The sequence below is a fragment of the Mesorhizobium sp. 113-3-3 genome (assembly GCF_016756495.1).
GTDB lineage: Bacteria > Pseudomonadota > Alphaproteobacteria > Rhizobiales > Rhizobiaceae > Mesorhizobium.
In genome coordinates this window covers 6,577,022-6,595,581 of sequence record NZ_AP023243.1, presented here as the reverse complement: position 1 = coordinate 6,595,581, position 18,560 = coordinate 6,577,022, and the positions used below count along the sequence as shown (strand labels likewise).

The 18,560-nt window shown below is 60.7% G+C and carries 17 protein-coding genes, 2 pseudogenes and 1 riboswitch; of the genes and pseudogenes, 11 read left to right on the top strand and 8 right to left on the bottom strand.

Going from position 1 to position 18,560, the window contains the following annotated elements:
• The first annotated feature begins 54 nt into the window (after positions 1–54).
• Positions 55–264: a helix-turn-helix transcriptional regulator gene (locus JG746_RS31755; RefSeq protein WP_019863475.1), complete on the top strand. Its 210-nt coding sequence runs from the start codon at positions 55–57 to the stop codon at positions 262–264.
• On the opposite strand, the gene JG746_RS31750 is transcribed toward JG746_RS31755, so the two are convergent.
• Together JG746_RS31750 and JG746_RS31745 are read right to left on the bottom strand one after the other, a co-directional pair.
• Positions 233–814 carry a transposase gene (locus tag JG746_RS31750; protein WP_202324098.1) on the bottom strand — a complete coding sequence of 194 codons (582 nt, stop codon included), beginning with the start codon at positions 812–814 and terminating at the stop codon, positions 233–235. The genes JG746_RS31755 and JG746_RS31750 overlap by 32 nt on opposite strands.
• A 121-nt stretch (positions 815–935) precedes the next feature.
• On the bottom strand, positions 936–1,073 hold the full coding sequence (locus tag JG746_RS31745; RefSeq protein ID WP_202356170.1) for a hypothetical protein: 138 nt from the start codon (positions 1,071–1,073) through the stop codon (positions 936–938).
• A gap of 197 nt (positions 1,074–1,270) precedes the next feature.
• On the opposite strand from JG746_RS31745, the gene JG746_RS31740 reads away from it, so the two are divergent.
• The 4 genes from JG746_RS31740 (at position 1,271) to JG746_RS37730 (ending at position 5,910) form a co-directional block, all read left to right on the top strand.
• Positions 1,271–2,608: a serine hydroxymethyltransferase gene (locus JG746_RS31740; RefSeq protein ID WP_202324096.1), complete on the top strand. Its 1,338-nt coding sequence runs from the start codon at positions 1,271–1,273 to the stop codon at positions 2,606–2,608.
• Positions 2,609–2,665: 57 nt separating this feature from the next.
• Entirely contained in the window at positions 2,666–3,841 is a 1,176-nt protein-coding gene (gene metK, locus JG746_RS31735; protein ID WP_202324094.1) for a methionine adenosyltransferase, read from the top strand.
• 98 nt (positions 3,842–3,939) lie between these two features.
• Positions 3,940–4,932 (top strand): adenosine kinase, encoded by a 993-nt coding sequence (locus JG746_RS31730; RefSeq protein WP_202324091.1) that lies wholly within the window; start codon positions 3,940–3,942, stop codon positions 4,930–4,932.
• Positions 4,933–5,310: 378 nt separating this feature from the next.
• Positions 5,311–5,910: a cold-shock protein gene (locus JG746_RS37730; RefSeq protein ID WP_202324089.1), complete on the top strand. Its 600-nt coding sequence runs from the start codon at positions 5,311–5,313 to the stop codon at positions 5,908–5,910.
• Between the two features lie 257 nt (positions 5,911–6,167).
• Here the strand turns inward: JG746_RS37730 and JG746_RS31720 are convergent, their stop codons facing one another.
• Entirely contained in the window at positions 6,168–6,632 is a 465-nt protein-coding gene (locus tag JG746_RS31720) for a MucR family transcriptional regulator (RefSeq protein ID WP_202324086.1), read from the bottom strand.
• Between the two features lie 245 nt (positions 6,633–6,877).
• Between JG746_RS31720 and JG746_RS31715 the strand changes: the two genes are divergently transcribed.
• Together JG746_RS31715 and JG746_RS31710 are read left to right on the top strand one after the other, a co-directional pair.
• Entirely contained in the window at positions 6,878–7,180 is a 303-nt protein-coding gene (locus tag JG746_RS31715; protein ID WP_202324084.1) for a DUF982 domain-containing protein, read from the top strand.
• A 270-nt stretch (positions 7,181–7,450) separates the two neighbouring features.
• Positions 7,451–7,699, top strand: a complete 249-nt coding sequence (locus tag JG746_RS31710; RefSeq protein WP_199201251.1) for a DUF982 domain-containing protein — start codon at positions 7,451–7,453, stop codon at positions 7,697–7,699.
• A 713-nt stretch (positions 7,700–8,412) separates the two neighbouring features.
• Here the strand turns inward: JG746_RS31710 and metE are convergent.
• The 5 genes and pseudogenes from metE to JG746_RS37325 form a co-directional block, all read right to left on the bottom strand.
• Positions 8,413–10,743, bottom strand: coding sequence for a 5-methyltetrahydropteroyltriglutamate--homocysteine S-methyltransferase (metE, locus tag JG746_RS31705; protein WP_202324082.1), 2,331 nt, complete (start codon positions 10,741–10,743; stop codon positions 8,413–8,415).
• A gap of 116 nt (positions 10,744–10,859) precedes the next feature.
• Positions 10,860–11,059, bottom strand: a riboswitch (cobalamin riboswitch).
• Positions 11,060–11,333: 274 nt separating this feature from the next.
• A pseudogene (locus tag JG746_RS31700) lies at positions 11,334–11,621 on the bottom strand (cytochrome P450); the annotation flags it as partial.
• Positions 11,588–12,820 carry a cytochrome P450 family protein gene (locus JG746_RS31695; RefSeq protein ID WP_202324079.1) on the bottom strand — a complete coding sequence of 411 codons (1,233 nt, stop codon included), beginning with the start codon at positions 12,818–12,820 and terminating at the stop codon, positions 11,588–11,590. The pseudogene JG746_RS31700 and the gene JG746_RS31695, both read right to left, overlap by 34 nt.
• Before the next feature lie 95 nt (positions 12,821–12,915).
• Positions 12,916–13,608, bottom strand: a complete 693-nt coding sequence (locus JG746_RS31690) for an OmpW/AlkL family protein (RefSeq protein WP_202324077.1) — start codon at positions 13,606–13,608, stop codon at positions 12,916–12,918.
• Between the two features lie 404 nt (positions 13,609–14,012).
• A pseudogene (locus JG746_RS37325) lies at positions 14,013–14,198 on the bottom strand (transposase); the annotation flags it as partial.
• 75 nt (positions 14,199–14,273) lie between these two features.
• Between JG746_RS37325 and JG746_RS31685 the strand changes: the two are divergent.
• The 4 genes from JG746_RS31685 to JG746_RS31670 all read left to right on the top strand — a co-directional run bounded on the left by JG746_RS31685 (position 14,274) and on the right by JG746_RS31670 (position 18,469).
• On the top strand, positions 14,274–15,149 hold the full coding sequence (locus JG746_RS31685; protein WP_202324074.1) for an AraC family transcriptional regulator: 876 nt from the start codon (positions 14,274–14,276) through the stop codon (positions 15,147–15,149).
• Between the two features lie 70 nt (positions 15,150–15,219).
• The gene (locus JG746_RS31680; protein WP_202324072.1) at positions 15,220–16,311 is read left to right on the top strand and encodes a threonine aldolase family protein; all 1,092 of its coding nucleotides are present in this window, start codon (positions 15,220–15,222) and stop codon (positions 16,309–16,311) included.
• Between the two features lie 391 nt (positions 16,312–16,702).
• Entirely contained in the window at positions 16,703–17,158 is a 456-nt protein-coding gene (locus JG746_RS31675) for a GNAT family N-acetyltransferase (protein ID WP_202296099.1), read from the top strand.
• 342 nt (positions 17,159–17,500) lie between these two features.
• Positions 17,501–18,469 (top strand): omptin family outer membrane protease, encoded by a 969-nt coding sequence (locus tag JG746_RS31670; RefSeq protein WP_202324068.1) that lies wholly within the window; start codon positions 17,501–17,503, stop codon positions 18,467–18,469.
• Positions 18,470–18,560 lie beyond the last annotated feature (91 nt).

Sequence of the window (18,560 nt, the reverse complement as noted above, 5' to 3'; positions counted from 1 at the left end):
GCCCCGCGGCAGATGGTTCGGGCAAATCGATGACAATGTGGCTGACCTCCGCGCATGGATATGCGCAAGCTGGTCGGACGAAATGCACGCAGGATCAGGGAGAAGGCCGGCTTGACGCAGGAGCAGCTTGCCGAGATCTCCGGCTTCAGCCAGCAGTACATCAGCGGGCTGGAGAAGGGCAAAAGGAACCCCACCATCGTCACGCTTTATGAACTGGCACAAGCCCTCCGTGTCAGCCACATCGATCTGGTGCGACCTGACTGACCAGGATTAAGCGCAATTTGGAAATGACCGACGCGCCGCGGACATTTCGACCGCATCCGTCGTAGATGATGCTGCGCACACTCGGATAGGCGAAGAACGGCACGACGTGCTGCCAGTCGCGCCGCCAGCTTTGAGTAATCGCCGGGTATCGCCGGCCCAGTCGCCGGCCTCGAAGTCCTCCAGAGCCTTCATGCCGGCTTGGCGTCCGCGCCCGGCAGATGGCGCTGAGCATCGGCACGACGGCTTTGCGATCTTTCCGTGACACGAAATCAAGTAAATGGCGGATCAGGTGCGCCAGCAGGTTAGCACTGTCGCCTGGGATAAAGTGGCGCCGGTCGCCTCTCTCTTGGCCAAGCAGTTCGCCAGCTTGCCGTCTTACCAGCACCTCGCCAATCTCGTTGCGTTCTTGTTTAGGCCTTGCAACAGATCCTTCAAGGAAATTCATCGAATCTTTGCGACCACAAATCGCTGTCAATGGTACGCTCACCACAACTGTCAAGTTCAGTGGCGGCAGAAATCTGGTGTGTTTATGTTCGCTGCCGAACAGCATTTGCAAAGAGCCCGACATGACAAAGCGAGCAGGACGAGGGGTTCGGTTCTTCTATTTGGCGTCGTTCTGACCAATGATGATACTTGTCGATCGCCTAATGACAGCAGCACATCTTGATCGCCTACGGATCCTGGGCCTTTGCGCGCATGCCGACCTGACTGTCCGCGAACTGGCGGAGATTCTCGATCTTCGTCGGGAGCGCGTTGCGCGACACGTCCGGATGCTCGCCAGAGCCGACTTTCTTTGCGGCAACGGACAACGTCCTTGGTCCTCATATCATCTCAATGCAGGGGGCAAGGACGGAGGGTTGGTTCAATTCTTGGTCGATCTCCTGCCCCACGACGATGGGTGTCATAAGCGGGACCTGGAGCGGCTCGAGGCGGTACAAGACGCGTGGTCGAAGGGGACTGCTGCTTGTCGTGAAAAGATCTGCCTACGTGGGAGTGCGAAACTACCATGAACAACTCCGCTGACGTAGCCATGGCAGAGCCCGGCACATACGGACGGTCTTCCTTGGTCCACGTCGATTGCCGCGTTCACGAACTGCTTCTAAGACAGGAGCGGCAGGAGCGGACAACGCTCAAACTCATCGCATCCGAGAACTTTGCCTCTTCGGCCGTACTGGAAGCGACCGGCTCTATATTCACGAACAAGTATGCCGAAGGGTACCCGGGTGCGCGCTACTACGCGGGAAACGAGATCGTCGATGAGCTTGAGACCCTCGCGATCGAGCGCCTAAAAGCGCTCTTTGGCAGTGAGCACGCCAACGTCCAACCTTATTCCGGCTCACCAGCCAACCAGGCTGTCTATCGTGCGCTTTTGAGCCCCCGTGACAAAGTCATGGGCTTGCCTTTACCCGAAGGCGGCCATCTGACTCATGGTTGGTCCGTCAACTTTTCCGGCACTGACTATCAACGCGTCCCCTATGGGCTGCACGAAAAGACGCAGCAAATTGACTATGACCGCTTGCGCGAGACCGCCAGGCGGGAACGGCCGAAACTGATTTGGGTCGGCGGAACTGCCTATCCGCGCGCTTTTGACTACGCGGCAATGGCAGAAATCGCTCTGGAGGCGAACTCTTATCTCGTGGCCGACATCGCCCACATCAGCGGCCTGGTTGTCGCTGGAGCGCATCCGAATCCCGTGGTTCATTGCGACGTCGTCACCAGCACATCTCACAAGTCGATCCGCGGCCCCCGTGGAGGCTTTATTTTGTCGAAGAATGAAGATCGTTATCAGGCGCTCTATCATCCCACGAGCAAACACAATCTCGCCAAACGGATTGATCGCGCGGTGTTTCCTCAACTGCAAGGTGGGCCGCACATGAATATCATCGCCGCGCTCGCTGTTGCTTTGCAGGAAGCCGCGACCCCCTCTTTCCGCACCTACGGTCACCAGATCGTCAAGAATGCCAAGGCACTGGCCGAGGCGCTTGTGGATCGTGGTTACGATCTGGTCACCGGCGGGACGGACAATCACATGCTGATCCTTGATCTTCGGGACCGGCCGCTGTCAGGCAAAGCCTATGCCGAGCGCCTGGCAAGGGCAGGCATCATTACGAACTTTAATATGGTGCCGGGCGACCCACGCGACCCGACAGTCACAAGCGGGATCCGCTTGGGGTCGCCGGCAGTAACGTCCATGGGCATGCGTGAAGGGGAAATGGTGCAGATCGCCGCTTTCATCGACTCGGTCTGCCGCCAGCCCGACGACGAGGAAGTTCATGCGAGCGTACGAAGAGACGTTGCCAACTTCTGCACTGCGTTCGACGTCCCCGGCATCCCCGACCGGTAAGCCACCCTAATCCAGAAACTCCCCACCTGACTCCAACACTTGAAGCGAGGACATTCCATGGCCAGGCAGTTCGTGTTCTCTTCCGAATCCGTCGGCGCGGGACACCCCGACAAGATGGCAGACAACATCTCGGATGCCATCCTCGATGCCATCCTCCGCACCGACCCGAAGGCGCGCGTCGCCTGTGAAACGTTGGTGAAGTCAGGGATGGTCGTTCTAGCTGGAGAGATCACCAGCCACGCGGAGATCGATTACACTCAAGTTGCCCGCGATACGATCCTCGACATTGGCTATGACGACGATGCCATCGGCTTTGATGGTCGACGTTGCGCCGTCATTCTGGCTCTCACCGAGCAGTCGCCCGACATAAGCCAGGGCGTTGATGAAGGACGAGGGCAGGATCTCGAGCAGGGGGCGGGGGATCAGGGCCTCATGTTTGGATTCGCATGCAACGAGACGGATACATTGATGCCCTTGCCGATCCAACTCGCACATCATTTGACGAAAAGACAGGCAGAGGTCCGGAAAACGGGACAGCTTGGCTGGTTGCGTCCGGACGTGAAATCTCAAGTGTCCGTACGCTACGAGGGTCTCCGCCCGGTGGCGCTGGACACCATAGTCCTGTCAACGCAGCATGACGAGGCGGTCTCCCAAGATACAGTCCGCGAAGGCGTCATTGAGGAGATCATAAAACCGGTCCTGCCAACCCATCTGGATACTTCGGAGATCAGATTTCTGGTCAACCCAACAGGGCGGTTCGTGGTCGGTGGGCCCGCCGGCGACTGCGGCCTCACTGGACGCAAGATCATCGTCGATTCTTACGGTGGAACGGGGCGTCACGGCGGCGGCGCCTTTTCGGGCAAGGACCCATCTAAGGTTGACCGCTCGGCCGCCTATGCGGCGCGGTATGTCGCAAAGAATATCGTTGCCAGCGGCCTTGCCGAGGTCTGCGAGGTTCAACTTGCCTACGCGATCGGCGTGGCCAGTCCGGTTTCTGTCATGGTTAACACCTTCGGAACCGCAAGGATCGAGGAAAAAAGGATCGAGCGCCTTATTCTTGAGCTTTTCGATCTCCGACCGAAAGGCATCATCAAGATGCTTGATCTCTTACGCCCGATATACCGCAAGACGGCGACATACGGACACTTCGGCCGTGAAGAGCCTGAGTTCACCTGGGAGAAGACGGACAAAGCCGACGACTTGCTGCATGAAGCAGGACCGGCAGCTGCGTGAGCGCCGCTGGATCAAGCGCATACGGCAACCCTTTTCCTCGCTAGACCCCCGCCCGGCCGGCATACCAGAAAGCCGCTGGGTAGTAGGCGGAGACATTGATGCCGGATTATGACGTGCTTTGTATCGGCAATGCCATCGTCGACATCATCGCCCAGTGCGACGAGGCGTTCCTGGAGACGAACGGCATCATCAAGGGCGCGATGAACCTGATCGACACAAGGCGCGCCGAAGTGCTCTACAGCCGCATGGGCCCGGCCATCGAAGCCTCCGGCGGCAGCGCCGGCAACACGGCGGCGGGCGTTGCCAGCTTCGGCGGTCGCGCCGCCTTCTTCGGCAAGGTCTCGAACGACCCGCTCGGCGAGATCTACGCCCACGACATCCACGCGCAGGGCGTCGCCTTCGACACCAGGCCGCTTCAGGGCGAACCGCCGACGGCGCGCTCGATGATCTTCGTCACGCCCGACGGCGAGCGCTCGATGAACACCTATCTCGGCGCCTGCATCGAACTCGGGCCGGAGGACGTCGAGCCCGACAAGGCGTCGGGTGCGGCGGTCACCTATTTCGAGGGTTATCTGTGGGACCCGCCGCGCGCCAAGGAAGCGATCCGGCAGACGGCGAAGCTGGCGCACGCCGCCGGACGCGAAGTGTCGATGACGCTGTCGGACTCGTTCTGCGTCGACCGCTACCGGGAGGAGTTCCTCGAGCTGATGCGCTCGGGCACCGTCGATATCGTCTTTGCCAACAGCCACGAGATCAAGTCGCTCTACCAGACCAAGTCCTTCGACGAAGCGCTGGCGCAGATCCGCAGGGATTGCCGGATCGCCGCCGTGACCCGCTCGGAAAAAGGCTCGGTCATCGTGCGCGGCGACGAGACCGTGGTCGTCCAGGCAACCGCGATCAAGGAACTGGTCGACACGACAGGCGCCGGCGACCTCTATGCCGCCGGTTTCCTGCATGGCTACACGCAAGGCCGCGACCTCAAGGCCTGCGGCGATCTTGGCTCGCTGGCGGCCGGCTTGGTGATCCAGCAGATCGGCCCAAGGCCGAGGCAGAATTTACGCCGCGAAGCCGAGCAGGCGGGGTTGATCTAGCGGGACGACTCAACGACAAGCTGCTCGTCTCCCTCCTGCAGGCTGTGCGGGTAAATTGCGCGTAAATCGAAATGTCGGATGCGCATCCGCGTGAGGCGGCAGCCCGGGGCGTGTCACGATCGAAACGGTTGATCGCGGTGCCGCCCTTCAGCGCGACCCTTTTGCCGTGCGATATGGGGAACGCGTTCGGATCAGCAGGTCGACCTGTGGCATATATTGCTCACCGGACATCGACCTTGTGTGGCAACAGGTCGGCCGGGATCGTGATGCGATAGAGCGGGTGAAGCGGCCAACTGGTGAATTGACATCAATGCATCGCCCGATTGAGATTATCCTGCCGGGAGGCGCAATGAGGTGTTCAGCCGAGTCGAGACGATCATGGGAAAATATAAAGACCATCGTGAGCCACGCCGGCATCGTCATGACGATGACCCGGTTTCTTTTGCGGAACGGCCTTCCGAGCTAAGCTACTTTCAGCGTTCGTCCACTGTAACCGCGGATCCTGTCGACGCCGAAGTGGTGTGGTTCAACACCAGCAAGGGTTTTGGCTTTGTCAAATTGCCGGAGGGCATCGAGGCCTATCTGCACATCCGGGTGCTGGAGGCGGCCGGGAGCCGCGGTGTTTCCGAGGGAACGCGTCTGAAGGTCACAACGGAAGAAAGTCCAAGAGGTCATCAGGTCGCGCAAGTGCTGGAGGTCAGCGATCAGACCGCGAGAACTCAGCTACATACGCGTCGCACTGGAGAGTCCACCGCCGGGACGAGTGCCCAGCTGGAGAGCGAGGGCACGGTCAAGTGGTACAATCCCCAAAAGGGCTTCGGCTTCATTGCTCCTGAAAACGGTGAGAAGGACATCTTCGTTCATGCCACCGCGCTGACCCGCTCAGGACTGAGCATGCTGATGGAGGGTCAGAAGGTGTTTGTCCAATGCGGACAGGGCAAGAAAGGCCTGGAAGTTCGGAGCATTCGCCTCCCTTAGAGCCAATGCGTCGGCCCTACCGAAATCGCGCCTCAGACAAAGAAAAAGCCCGCTACCGGGAGGAGGTGGCAGCGGGCTCGATTTAGAATGAGACGCGGGAGGAGGTGCGCCCCATTCAGCGTCGGCACCACATCTGGGAGGAGTAGATGGCCGACACCATGATCATACCGATCGCCCCGGATATTGCAACGCACAAATTTTATCTCGCGAGTGCGAAATCATGCCGGGCCTGCTTCGTCGATCCTGAAAAATTGCGGTCAGGCTGCGGCTTTCTTGCGGGCACGCTTGGCAGGTGCCGGCGCTCCCGGTTCCTTCGGCTTGCGGCCCAGACCCATGGTCTTGGCCAATGCCGAGCGCGCCGCAGCGTAGTTCGGCGCCACCATGGGATAGTCCGCCGGCAGCTCCCATTTTGCGCGATATTCGTCGGGCGTAAGGCCATAGTGGGTAGCCAGGTGACGCTTGAGCGACTTGAACTTCTTACCGTCCTCAAGGCTGACAATATAATCGGGTGTAACCGATTTTCTGATCGGTACGGCAGGCTTGAGAGCTTCCGATTTTTCTGGTGCGGCACCACCAGCAGTGCCTTTCAATGCGATGTGGATCTGGCCGATAAGCCCAGGCAGTTCACCGACGGGAACCGGATTGTTCGAAACATAGGCTGAGACGACATGGGCGGTGAGTTCGATGAGGTTGTCGGCTTTGCTCTCGGTTTCTTCGGTCATGAAAACGCTCCTGCGGAATTAGAGTAGCCGGGTAAGAATCATCTCGTAGCTTAATAGTGACGACCGCGTTTGATGGCAACCAAAGCCATTGCATGATGTGTTGGCGGATCGCTGCACGCCCGGTCGCCGTCGCGGATCTTCCTCTTGAACCGTCATCGCCCTGACAACACATTGTGTCAGGGTCGCCTCGCGTCGATGCGGCGCCTCTTCACACAAATTGGCTATTTGGAAGGTTGGAGGAACGAATGAACGCTGAGGCTTTCAGCAGCCCGCTTTTCGTGAGGCGCGCAACGCACATCATCCAAGAGATTGCCGGCCTTGCGGATGCAATCGATTTTCTCAACGAATGGCCGGAAGATCGCAGAGACATGATCCACGAAGCCGCCCTGAGGGCATGCTACGATGCGTACGATGGGCGCAAGCCGGTAAGCACGGCGCGCAATGCCTTTTTCGGCTTTGCGAAGCGGGTCGCCATATTGGAAGATCCAACCTCCGCCATGCAGTGGATCGCCGCCTGCAGATCGGGCAGTGGAAAAGTGCAGGTGTAGACTTCGACGACGAGTTTGAGACTGGCGAGGCGCGTCAAACAGTGCACTATGTCCAGGTTTCACAGCTAGACCACGCGAATGAGAAGCAGTTCCTCACCACCGACTGCAAAACCGCAGATCGCAAGCAAGCTGACCATGGCCAGACGCAGCTCATGGCGATCGCTTGCTAGCCAATGGCCAGGCTCAGTGGCGCAGATGCAGCGGTCGCGTTCGGCTGAATAAAAAAATGTGATCCGGCTGTTTGCCGTATAGTGGCTGTGGGGAGGGGGGATGACCGGGTTGACCAGATTTGAGAGACCAGTCGTTGTTCAGCTTAGCCGCCGCGGCTCGGAGCGTATCGTGTTCGACGTCAACGACGCGGCCGCTATCTTGCTGCGGGATCTGCATCATGAGACCGATAAACGCAGGATAGCGATGGACGCCTGTCTGCAGGTTTTACGCGGTAAGACCCATCCACCAACCGCTCGACGGGCTTTTGTCGCAGCCGCGCTCGAAGCACGCGTTCTGCGCAGCGATTGATATTCAGGATGCCGCGGATGAATTTCGGCCATCTGCGCATCGGTATTGAGCGCGGTCCAAATACCCCTGCCGGCTCCGCCAGGAGCAAGCCAACCCCGCTCTTTCCGCGGCGGCTTTCCTGGTCCGGCGCCTGATCTTCCACCATCAAAACACAAGGGTCCGCCAGCCAGCTGCGGCCGCTCGGCTTCGCCGTCGCGGTGATGGTGATTGCAGCCAGAGGCAGACGCCATCGAGCGGGAATTGGCCCGCTGCAGATGGTGGAGCGTCGATGCCGCCTCAAAAGTCTCCAGAAGCGCTGTTTGAACCTTCCCCCAGCTTGGCCCTGCATCCGGTTTCTCGGAACACGCTCCGGGACCGGGGTGCGTGATCGCCGATGTTTCTCCCCATGGTCGGGACCGGGGTTTCGGCGATCAAGGTTGGGAGACGATAGTGATTTCGATTATCCCAATACGGAATAATCCGAAACGGGCTGGCGGAGAGCCTTCTCGTTTCTGGCCGGCTCATTTGAGGCCCAAGCCTCCTTCAATCGCCCGCCAACGGCCGCCTCTGGAACAGCTGACTTCGACGCGCCATGACAAGGGCCGCGGCCAGGCCAAGCTTGCCGAGGCGCTTCGTCACCGGCAGCGCGATTGCCTTGGGCGCGCCGGATAGACTCCCCCAAGGATGCCCGGTGTGTGGCGTTGCCGCTCACCGCCGGCGAGTGGCACCGAGCCCTACGCCGTCTGCGCTTTTTGCCGAATTGCGCGTGCCGCAGCCACCATGTTCACCAGCGCAGGGCGGACCTCCTCCCATCTGCGCGTTTTGAGACCGCAGTCGGGATTCACCCACAGTTGGCCATCCGACAATCGCTCGCGCGCAAGCATGATAAGGTTGGAAATCTCCCCCACTTCCGGGACCCGCGGCGAGTGAATGTCATAGACGCCAGGACCGATCTCGTTCGGATACTTGAAGGTTCGCAGCGTATCGAGCAGTTCCATCTGCGAGCGCGAAGTTTCAATCGAGATCACATCGGCATCCATTGCGGCAATCGCGTCCACGATATCGCCGAACTCGGAGTAGCACATATGGGTGTGGATCTGGGTCGCATCGCCGACCGCTGTTGAAGCCAGCCGGAAGCATTCGACGGCCCAGTCGAGATAGGCCTGCCAGTCGGCCTCGTGCAGCGGCAAGCCCTCGCGCAGTGCGGCTTCGTCGATCTGGATCATCCTGGCGCCGGCCTTTTCGAGGTCGCTCACTTCATCGCGAATGGCGAGCGCGACCTGGCGGCAGACGGCTGGGCGGGCAAGGTCGTCCCGGACGAAGGACCAGTTGAGGATCGTCACCGGGCCGGTAAGCATGCCCTTCACCGGCTTTAGCGTCAGCGACTGGGCGTATCGCCACCAGTGTAGTGTCATCGGCTGTTGTCGCGACACATCTCCAATGATGATCGGGGGTCGCACAAAGCGCGAGCCGTAGCTTTGCACCCACCCGTGTTGCGTGAAGGCGAAGCCGCGGAGCTGCTCGGCGAAATACTGCACCATATCGTTGCGCTCGAATTCGCCGTGGACCAGCACGTCGAGTCCGATCTCTTCTTGCCAGCGAACGGCGGCTTCTATCTCTTTCTTCAGGAACGCCTCATAGTCGACGTAACTCAGCTCGCCTTTGGCATGGGCTGCCCGCGCCTTGCGAACCTCGGCTGTTTGCGGGAAGGAGCCGATCGTCGTGGTGGGGAAGGATGGCAAGCCAAACGTGTCGGCCTGAAGCTTGGAGCGCACGGCGAATGCGCTCTTCCGGCGCGTCATGGCGACCTTGATGCTGGCGACCCGACCTTCGACGAGCGGATCATGCACCTTAGCGGATGTCGCGCGAGCGGCGGCAGCCTCAGCCGACGCCTCTAGTTCGGCGGCGACCGCGTCCCGGCCTTCAGCCAGGGCACGGGCGAGCACGACCAGCTCGTCGGTTTTTTGCGCCGCGAAGGCGAGCCACGATTTCACGTCCGCATCGAGTGCCGTCTCCATGTCCAGGTCGATCGGCACATGCAGCATCGAGCAGGACGGGGCGATCTCCACGCGGTCCAACGGCCAGCCGGCGACGATCGGCTTGATGCGGTCAAGTATGGCAGGCAGGTTCGCGCGCCAGACGTTGCGGCCGTCGATCAGCCCGAGCGAGAGCACAAGTTCCTTCTGCGCGAGCCGGCCGACGGTCTCCAACTGCTCTGGAGCGCGCACGAGATCGACGTGCAGTCCCGCCACGGGCAGAGAAATTGCGGTCTCGAGATTGTCTCCCAGCGATCCGAAATAGGTAGCGACCATGATCTTCAACTCCGGTGCTGCTTTTGACAGCCGGCAGTAGGCGAATTGGAGGGCATCCCGTTCGTTGGGAACCAGATCGACCACGAGCGCCGGCTCATCGATCTGCACCCAATCGGCTCCCGCGAGCTTCAGCCTCCGCAGGAGCTCCTCGTAGACGGGCAGCAGCCGTGGCAGGAGCGCGATAGGGTTGAAACCTTCCTCAGGTGACTTCGCCAACTTGAGAAAGCTAACCGGTCCAAGCAGGACCGGGCGCGTGTGGATGCCGAGCGCCTTGGCCTCGAGGAAATGATCGACCGGTTTCGCCGACGAGAGGGCAAAGCTCTGATCGTCGGTAAGTTCCGGCACAATGTAGTGATAGTTGGTGTCGAACCATTTGGTCATTTCCATCGCGGCAAGGCCATGCCCGTTGGCCGCATGCTCGTCACCGGCATGTCCACAATCAGCGGCCTGACCTTGGTCGCCGCGCGCCATGGCGAAATAGGTATCGAGTGGGACCTCGCCGTCAGTCCAGACGTATCGTGCCGGCACGGCGCCGACCATGATGACGGTGTCGAGCACATGGTCATAAAGCGAGAAATCGTTGGACGGGATTTTCGACACGCCGTGATCGTGCTGCTCCCTCCAGCTGGCGGCGCGTAGCGCCTTCGCCGTCGCGAGCAGGTCGGCAGCGGGAGATTTTCCGGACCAGTAGCTTTCAAGCGCGAATTTGAGTTCCCGCCGTCGACCGATACGCGGCACGCCGAGCGTTGCCACTGGAATTTGTTGAGAGACAGTCATGCCATACCCCGATGGTTGGGGCGTGGGGACAAGGAACGCGCAAGCAGGCGGCACGAAGCCAAGCTACCGCGGCCACCGAGACACCCCGCCCGTGGACGTTGTTCGTCGTGGCAGGTCTCCTGGCTCGCGGGTCAAAGCCTCTGCCCGTCTTCCCGAGGCCGTTCGCCTCAGTGACACCAATGGGCTTGGCTCGCCGCTAACAGTTGCGGGGGCAGCGCCGGCATCGCACCGGCTTCCCTCTTAGCTCCGCTACAGCAGTGCCGCGCGGAGAACCACGACATGCGCACAATCACAGCAGCTTCGCTCCTTGTCAATGCATATAACGAGATGTTTATGTGATGATGCGAATAATGCCCTTGCGCTGATCGGTCTCTTTCGCCCAAAGCCGCTTACGATGCCGCCTCTTATCAGTGCAGGCTCGGAGAGATCCTTGTCCCCATCGGCGACGCCGGATCAGATCGAGGTCGCCGGGCTCAAAGGGCGTAAAGTCGGGCCAGGTCGTCACGGTCAGCCGGGAATCCCGGTATTTGTTCCCGCTCGGCTTCGCTCAGCGTGCTTGCGCATTCCAGCGCGCTGATGACCATGGCCGCAAGCGGAAAGAAGAGGTGGCGCCGCAGGTGGGCGGACTGGGGCCGGGCCGCCAGCGTCTCGACAAACTGCGCGGCGCTCGCCTCGACCTGCTCCGCGAGCAGCTTCACCCTCGGTTGCTGAACGCCGGCGCCACGATCGTGCGTAACCGGGCATGCTCGCCCCCCCTCGCGCGAGACCAGCCACTCCGGCAAACCAAGAATCACCGAATCCGGGGTGAATGCCGCACTCTCTAAGCGATGGAAGGGCGGAAGGTGACCGGCAGGCGCTGCGGGCAGCGAATGACGTAAGACGGAATGTAGACGACGTCCTCCGCGGCGATGGTCAGCGCCAGATCCTCCAGCCGCCCGAACAGCGCGGGGAAGGCGCAGCGCAATTCCAGGCGCGCCAGCGCAGCGCCCAGGCAGGCATGCGGCCCCTCACCGAACGACAAATGCGGGTTGTGCCGCCGGGTGACATCGAACCTGTCGGCGCCGGGGCCGAAGGCCTGTTCGTCCCGGTTCGCCGCATGGAACGCCATCAGGACGGCATCGCCGCGGCGGACCATGCATCCGTCGATCTCCACGTCCTGGGTGGCATAGCGGAACGGCAGATTGGCCGCTGAGCTGCCCCAGCGCAGGATCTCCTCGATCGCCTGTGACCACGGAACTTGGCCGCTGCGCACCAAGTGCAGTTGCTGCGGATGCGTCAGCAATGCCAGCACGCCATTGCCGATGACGCCGGCGGTGGTCACGAAGCCCGCAGAGAGCACCATGAACAGCATGTCGATGAGCTCGGTGTCGGAAACGAGCTCGCCTTTGTCACGGGCGACGATCAGGGCCGAAGCCAGATCATCTCCGAGCTGGCCCCGCTTGAGCGCGATCAGGCGACGGAAGAACTCCGGGATGCGCTGCCGCGTCTGTCGCACCTCTTCGGCTGTGGCGGAGGTGTTGGCCATGCTGTAGGTGAGCGCGACGATCTCTTCGCGCTGTTCGTCCGGCAAACCGAACAGTTCGGCGATCACGTTGGTGGGCAGCGGAGCGGCGAACTCGCTCATCAGATCGGCACTGCCGCCGCGCTGCGCCATGTCGGCCAGGAGTCGATCGACGCTTTGTTCGACCCGTGGCGCCAGCAAGGCGATCCGACTGGGCGCGAAGCTGCTGGACAGCAGGCCGCGCAAGCGCCGGTGATCGGCGCCGTGCGCCGTGGTCATGTTGTCCACTTTGCATATCCCGATCAGCGGATGATCCTCGGGAATCTCGCCGTCCTGCAGCGCCCGCCACTGTCGCCAGTCCTTGTTGAAACGCTGGTCGGAAAGCATCTGCCTGAGCGTCTGGTGACGGGCTGCCGCCCAGGTCACCAGATCGCCTGGAAGCGACACTCGCGCCATCCCCCCCTGCCGCAGAATCGCAGAAGAAAGACGATCAAGTTGCGTGGGAGCGGCCGGCACACCGATCACGTCGCAATGATCGTTTTCTACGCGCATGCCAACAGCTCCTTTAAGAACCATCGCGGGTCCACTTCTCGGCACGGATGATCCGCGCGCGGACTTCGAAAAGTGCCCCTCAGTGTGCTTCGTCCTCAGAAGCGGTAGGTCAGACCTGCGCCTATCAACCAGGGATCGAGCCTGGCCTTGCCTGTGAGCTTGGTGCCGGCGACAGTGACGTCGAAGTCGGGCCTGAGGAAAAGCTTCTTCACGTCGAAGTTGACGCCCCAGTGCTCGTCCACCATGTAGTCGAATCCGACCTGCAGCGCGGCGCCGAATGTGTTCTTGACCTTGAGATCATCGGCGCTGCCGACTTGCTGATGATAGAAGATCGTATAGTTCACGCCGGCGCCGACGTAGGGCTCGAAGGCGTCGAAATCGGTAAAATGATACTGCAATGTGAGCGTGGGCGGCAGCAGCCAAACCTTGCCGACCTCGCCCAGCCCGCCGATCGCACCCTGGCCATCGATGTTGGCATAGGTGGTGCCGAGTATGAGTTCGGCGGCGATGTTGTCCGTGAAGAAATAGGAGATATCGAGTTCCGGCGTCACGGTGTTCGAATAGGAAAGACCGGAGCCGGGCACCGCATTGACATAGCCCGAATCCTCGGTGATCACCCCCAACGCACGCAGGCGGATCTGCCAGGGGCTTGGCGCTTCCGCGACGCAGGCTTCTGCCTGCGGGACGCTCGCGGCTTGCCCAACATCTGCCGCGCCGGCCTGTCCCGCAACGATGAGGACGACAGCCGCTGTCATTGCCCGCGCCACGCCAATTCGCGCTCTCGCCATACTTTTCTCTCCTTGATCTTCAGAAGCGACGCACTGCGCCTTGATTGAATCCTGCTCGCATCAATCGAGATTGACGGAGCGCTCATGCGGGATAGCCCCCGCATGTGTCGTGCCAAATGAGAAAATCGTTGCAGAACAATGCGGTCACTCCGATAGCGCTGTGTCTGATGTCCGACTTCGTCGAAGATCCGACAATGAGTGCAGCCGTAGCCGCCCCTGGGAGCCGTTCGTCAACATCGGCCGGCAGTTCGTTGGCATGCTCGTACTCGGCTTCGAGTTTTGGCGTATTCTGCGTTCAGCGCCTTGATCGGCGCCTGCTGCTTCGCCGTCAGGCCGGGGAACGTTCCAGCCAGTTGGCGCAGTCCGTGGGCATGTCCGTAAGGCGTCTCGACCGCGACCGATATGGGCGGGAAATCCTTTGGCAGCATGCGCCAGCCGCCATCTGATCGGGCCATGTAGCGGATCGCGTTCAACCCTCGCGCAGGTCCGTCACCACGCGCCGCCCGGTCTTGGCCGCGCCCGGCAGGAGCGGTTGTATCCGCGACCATTCCTCATCCGTCAGATCGGAGGGGATAGCGCCTGGTCTTCAATTAATCCTGCTTCGGTTTGAAATTCGCTACGAGAGCACGATATCGTTGTGATGACCAACCTGGATTGATCATCAAGTGGCCGATACCGCCATAGAATGCGGCGAAAAGGCGCGTGGCCGTTCTGAACCTCCGGGCCGGCCGCCGCGCAATCGTGCGGTGATGAAGCACTCCGATGTCCTTGGCGGGCTCGATTACCTGGCGGCGGACTATCACCGGCAGGATTTCTCCAAGCATGTCCACAACGAGTATCTGATCGGGCTGATCGAGCGAGGCGTCCATGATGTTTGGTGCCGAGGTGAGGTTTGGCACGCCGGTAGCGGCACCGTCGCGACCTTCGCGCCCGGGGAACCGCATTTCGGGGGTGCTGGTGACGATCTTGGCTGGAGCCAGAAGATCTTTTACATGCCCGAAGTCCTTATCCGGCAAGTCCTTGAGGACAGCGGCCAAAACGAACCCGGAACGATCGACTTCAAAAGCCCGTTCCAGGAGAATGCCCCAGTTGCACACGGCCTCAGCGCGTTTTGGCGCCTGCTTGAACATGGGCGTAGCTCGGCACTGGAGATCGAGGAGTATCTGATCCGTTTCCTGCCCCACGTCTTCGCAGAGGCAGGCGGGTCGCGCGTTGCAGGGCCAAAATTCGTGCCATCGAGGTTCCGCGACGTATGTGACTTCATCCATGCCCACTTTGACGAAGTTCTGCAGCTCGCCGCCCTGGCCGCCCTGGCCGGATGCTCCAAGGCGACGCTGATCGATGGCTTCAAGGCGCATTTCGGGTTGCCCCCCACCCGCTACCTGATCCAGGTCCGCATCGACGAGGCGCGACGGCTGCTGAGGCGAGGTCAGCAGGTCGCCGAGGTCGCCGTCGCGGTAGGGTTCGCGGACCAGAGCCACCTGACCCGGCACTTCAAGGCGGTGCTGGGGGTGACGCCGGCGCGTTACCTCTCGGTTTGAATATCGTTCAATAAAGCGCGCGGCGAACCGTCTAGCTTGGACGCTCAATGGATGAAACGAGCGTCAGACCATGAACGAAAGCAAGCAGACCCGCCCCCGCGACTTCACCAGCGACAATATCGCCGGCGTCTCCCCCGAGGTGATCGCAGCCATCACCGCGTGCGCGTCGGGTCAGGCGCTTCCCTACGGCAACGATGAGCTGACGCATACCGTCGAGCGCCAGCTCGCCGAGGTGTTCGAGCATGCGGTCGACGTGTTCCACGTTTCGACGGGGTCGGCGGCGAACGCGCTGGCGCTCGCGGCGATTACGCCGCCATGGGGCAGCATTCTCTCGCACGCCGACGCACACATCAACCGCGACGAGTGCGGCGCGCCGGAGTTCTACACCGCCGGTGCGAAGTTGGTGCAGCTTCCAGGCGAGGCTGGCAAAATCGACATCGACGCCTTGGCGGCCAATGCAACGCGCATGGTGGGCGATATCCACTCGGTCCAGCCCTCCAGCGTCAGCATCACGCAGGCGACCGAGATGGGATCGGTCTACGCGCTCGACGAGATCAAGGCGATCGGACATATTTGCCGGTCAGCGAACCTGGCGTTCCACATGGACGGTGCTCGCTTCGCCAACGCCCTCGTCACTCTGCGCTGCTCGCCAGCCGAGATGACGTGGAAGGCCGGCGTCGACCTTGTGTCATTTGGCGCCACCAAGAATGGAACGTTTGGGGTCGATGCAGTCGTCTCGTTCCGCGGAGATCTCGCGAGCACGATAGCCTTTCGCCGCAAGCGTGCCGGCCAGTTGAGTTCCAAGATGCGCTTCATGGCGGCGCAAATGGACGGCTATCTGAGGGACGGTGTCTGGCTTCGCAACGCGACCCATGCCAATTCGATGGCATCGGCGCTCGCGCAGGGGTTGGCCCTGGTGCCAGGCGTGAAAATCCAGCAGCGTCCCGAGGCCAACATCCTGTTCTGCAGACTTCCCATGTCCCTGATCCGGGGGCTGCTCGACATGGGATTCCGCTTCTACCATGATCGCTGGCAGACCGGGATCGTGAGGTTCGTCACCTCTTTCGCGACGACCGAGGCTGACGTGTCCGACTTGATCGGCGCGGCAACCAGCCTCTGCGCACCGGTCGGCTCGGCTCGTGTTCCGGCTGGCGCCGAATGAGTGTGGCGACAGTCGAGCGCTCTCGCCGCCCGTCACGGATGTCCTCTTTGCTCGACTGCATTGATGATCCGAGCGTTCTGGCCGCACGGGCATCTCAGGCTGTATCTTTTGTCTCAGGCCTTTTAGACTTGCAGCTTCATCCTACCTCGGCAAGGCGGCATGCCGTACGGTTACGAAGTAACCGGGTTGATTTTCTGTAAGAAGGTCCCCTATCTGCGCAATTCACTTCAAGTCATCCGTAATCCGGCATGCCTGTAATATTTATTTTGCATTTTTTTATCATATTTTTGATGAAAAATGCTGTTCACTCGTCCGAGTTACTTAAAAGAGTGAGTCGGATCTGCGCGGATGGCAGCATGAATCGGGATTTTGACCACTAGCAGGAGAAAATATGCCTTTCATATCTACTCGCCGCGCCAACGCAACGGACGCAGGGACGGTCGTCCGTTTTATTCACGCGCTACTCGATGAACTCACTGGCGGGAAAGCGCCCGCGCCCGACGACGTGAGACAAAGCGCGCAGATAATGCTTGCCGACGCTGGCGTGGTCGCAGTGATCGCAAGTGCAGATGACGAGCCGGTCGGCATCATGGTGCTGAATGAATGCACGGCGATTTATGCAGGAGGTAAGTTCGGCTATATTTCGGAGCTGTATGTTCGACCCGAAAAGCGCTCCAAAGGGATTGCCCCTCAACTGCTTGAGGTCGCCTCGCGGGAAGGCCATGCGCGTGGTTGGAAGCGACTTGAGCTTGCAGCGCCCAGGCAACCAAAATGGAAGCGCACGCTCGATTTCTACCTGCGCAACGGGTTCGAGGAACTCGGCCCTCGGCTCTTTCGGATTATCTAGACTATAGAGTTTGCTATGGGCTGCTCAAAGCAACCTGCACGATCTCAGCGGATTGAGGTCCGGCGTGGTCGCTGCCTGACGCTGCAATCGTACCAGCATCGTCATCGCAAATGTGTGCCTCGGATAATGCAGGGGTTCCCGTCACGCCGGCTGCCCGAAACGCATCGGCAAAAACCGCCGTCAATCGGGTCACGCTAACGACGTTTCCTTGAGTGTTGAGGAACAGAGCCGAGGGCGGCGATTTTGCCACCTACAGGGGCGCTGCATAGACGACCGCACGTGACGTGCACCCGGTTACGCTGCCTATAGCCAATGGCGGATGATTCCCATGAGGGTAGTCCTATGAAATTGTACGCGAAAGTCTTTGGTGGAGCGGCAGCGTTGCTCGCTGCCTGGCCGGCGATGGCCAGCGACGCGGTGGCGAGCGAACCGGCGCCCTACAATCCCAATTTCTCTTTCGTTGGCGGCGTCGGCGTCATCGACATCGAGGCCAACGAGCTGGTCTATCAGGCTCCCGGCAGCGGCTCGAAGCTGAGCCACCTTATCTGGGAAGGCACCTCTGCGGTCATTTCAGCCGAGATGACGGCGCGCAGCGAGACCGGCTGGACCGCCAAGCTTTCCAGCCAGATCGCCTTCAGCGGCAACAGCTACATGGAAGACTATGACTGGAACCCGTCATTCTCGACCAATGATGGCTGGAACGACTGGAGCAACCGTTCGCGCCATTGCGACACCGATCTTGATTACTTCTATTCGGCAACCGTCGCGCTCGGCCACGATTTCCAGTTCAGCGACCAGCTGCTGATCAACTTCAACGGTGGTTTCAAGTACACCTCGGTCAAGTGGACTGCCTATGGCGGCTCCTATGTCTACAGCGTTGCCGGCTTCCGGGATTCGGTTGGCGACTTCCCAGGAGACGCAAAGGCCATCAGCTACCAGCAGAAATTGCCGGTCGCCTTCGCCGGCATCGATGCGACCTATGTCCAGGATCGCTGGAACTTCGGCTTTGCGCTGAAGGGCGGCACGACCTTCTCGGCCGGCGCTACCGATCATCACTGGATGCGTGACCTGCGCTTCGAGGATGATTTCGAATTGGCGCCGGTTCTGATGGTCGGCGGCAGCGTCGGCTACCAGTACAACGAGCGGACCAGCTTCTTCGTCTCCGGTTCCTACGTAAAGGTGTTCACCGCTCGCGGCGACTACAACACCTATGACATTGCGACCGGCGCAGAGACTGGCGGCGAAGACGACTGGATCGGCGGCGATTTTGCCGCGGCGACGGTGATGGTCGGCATCAAGACCTCGTTCTGATTGAACGAGTGCGACCGGAACACCAAACCGATGTCCGCACGGCGCAGAAATCTGACGCGCCCGCGCGCCTGACGGCGCGTGCCGGGTGCTC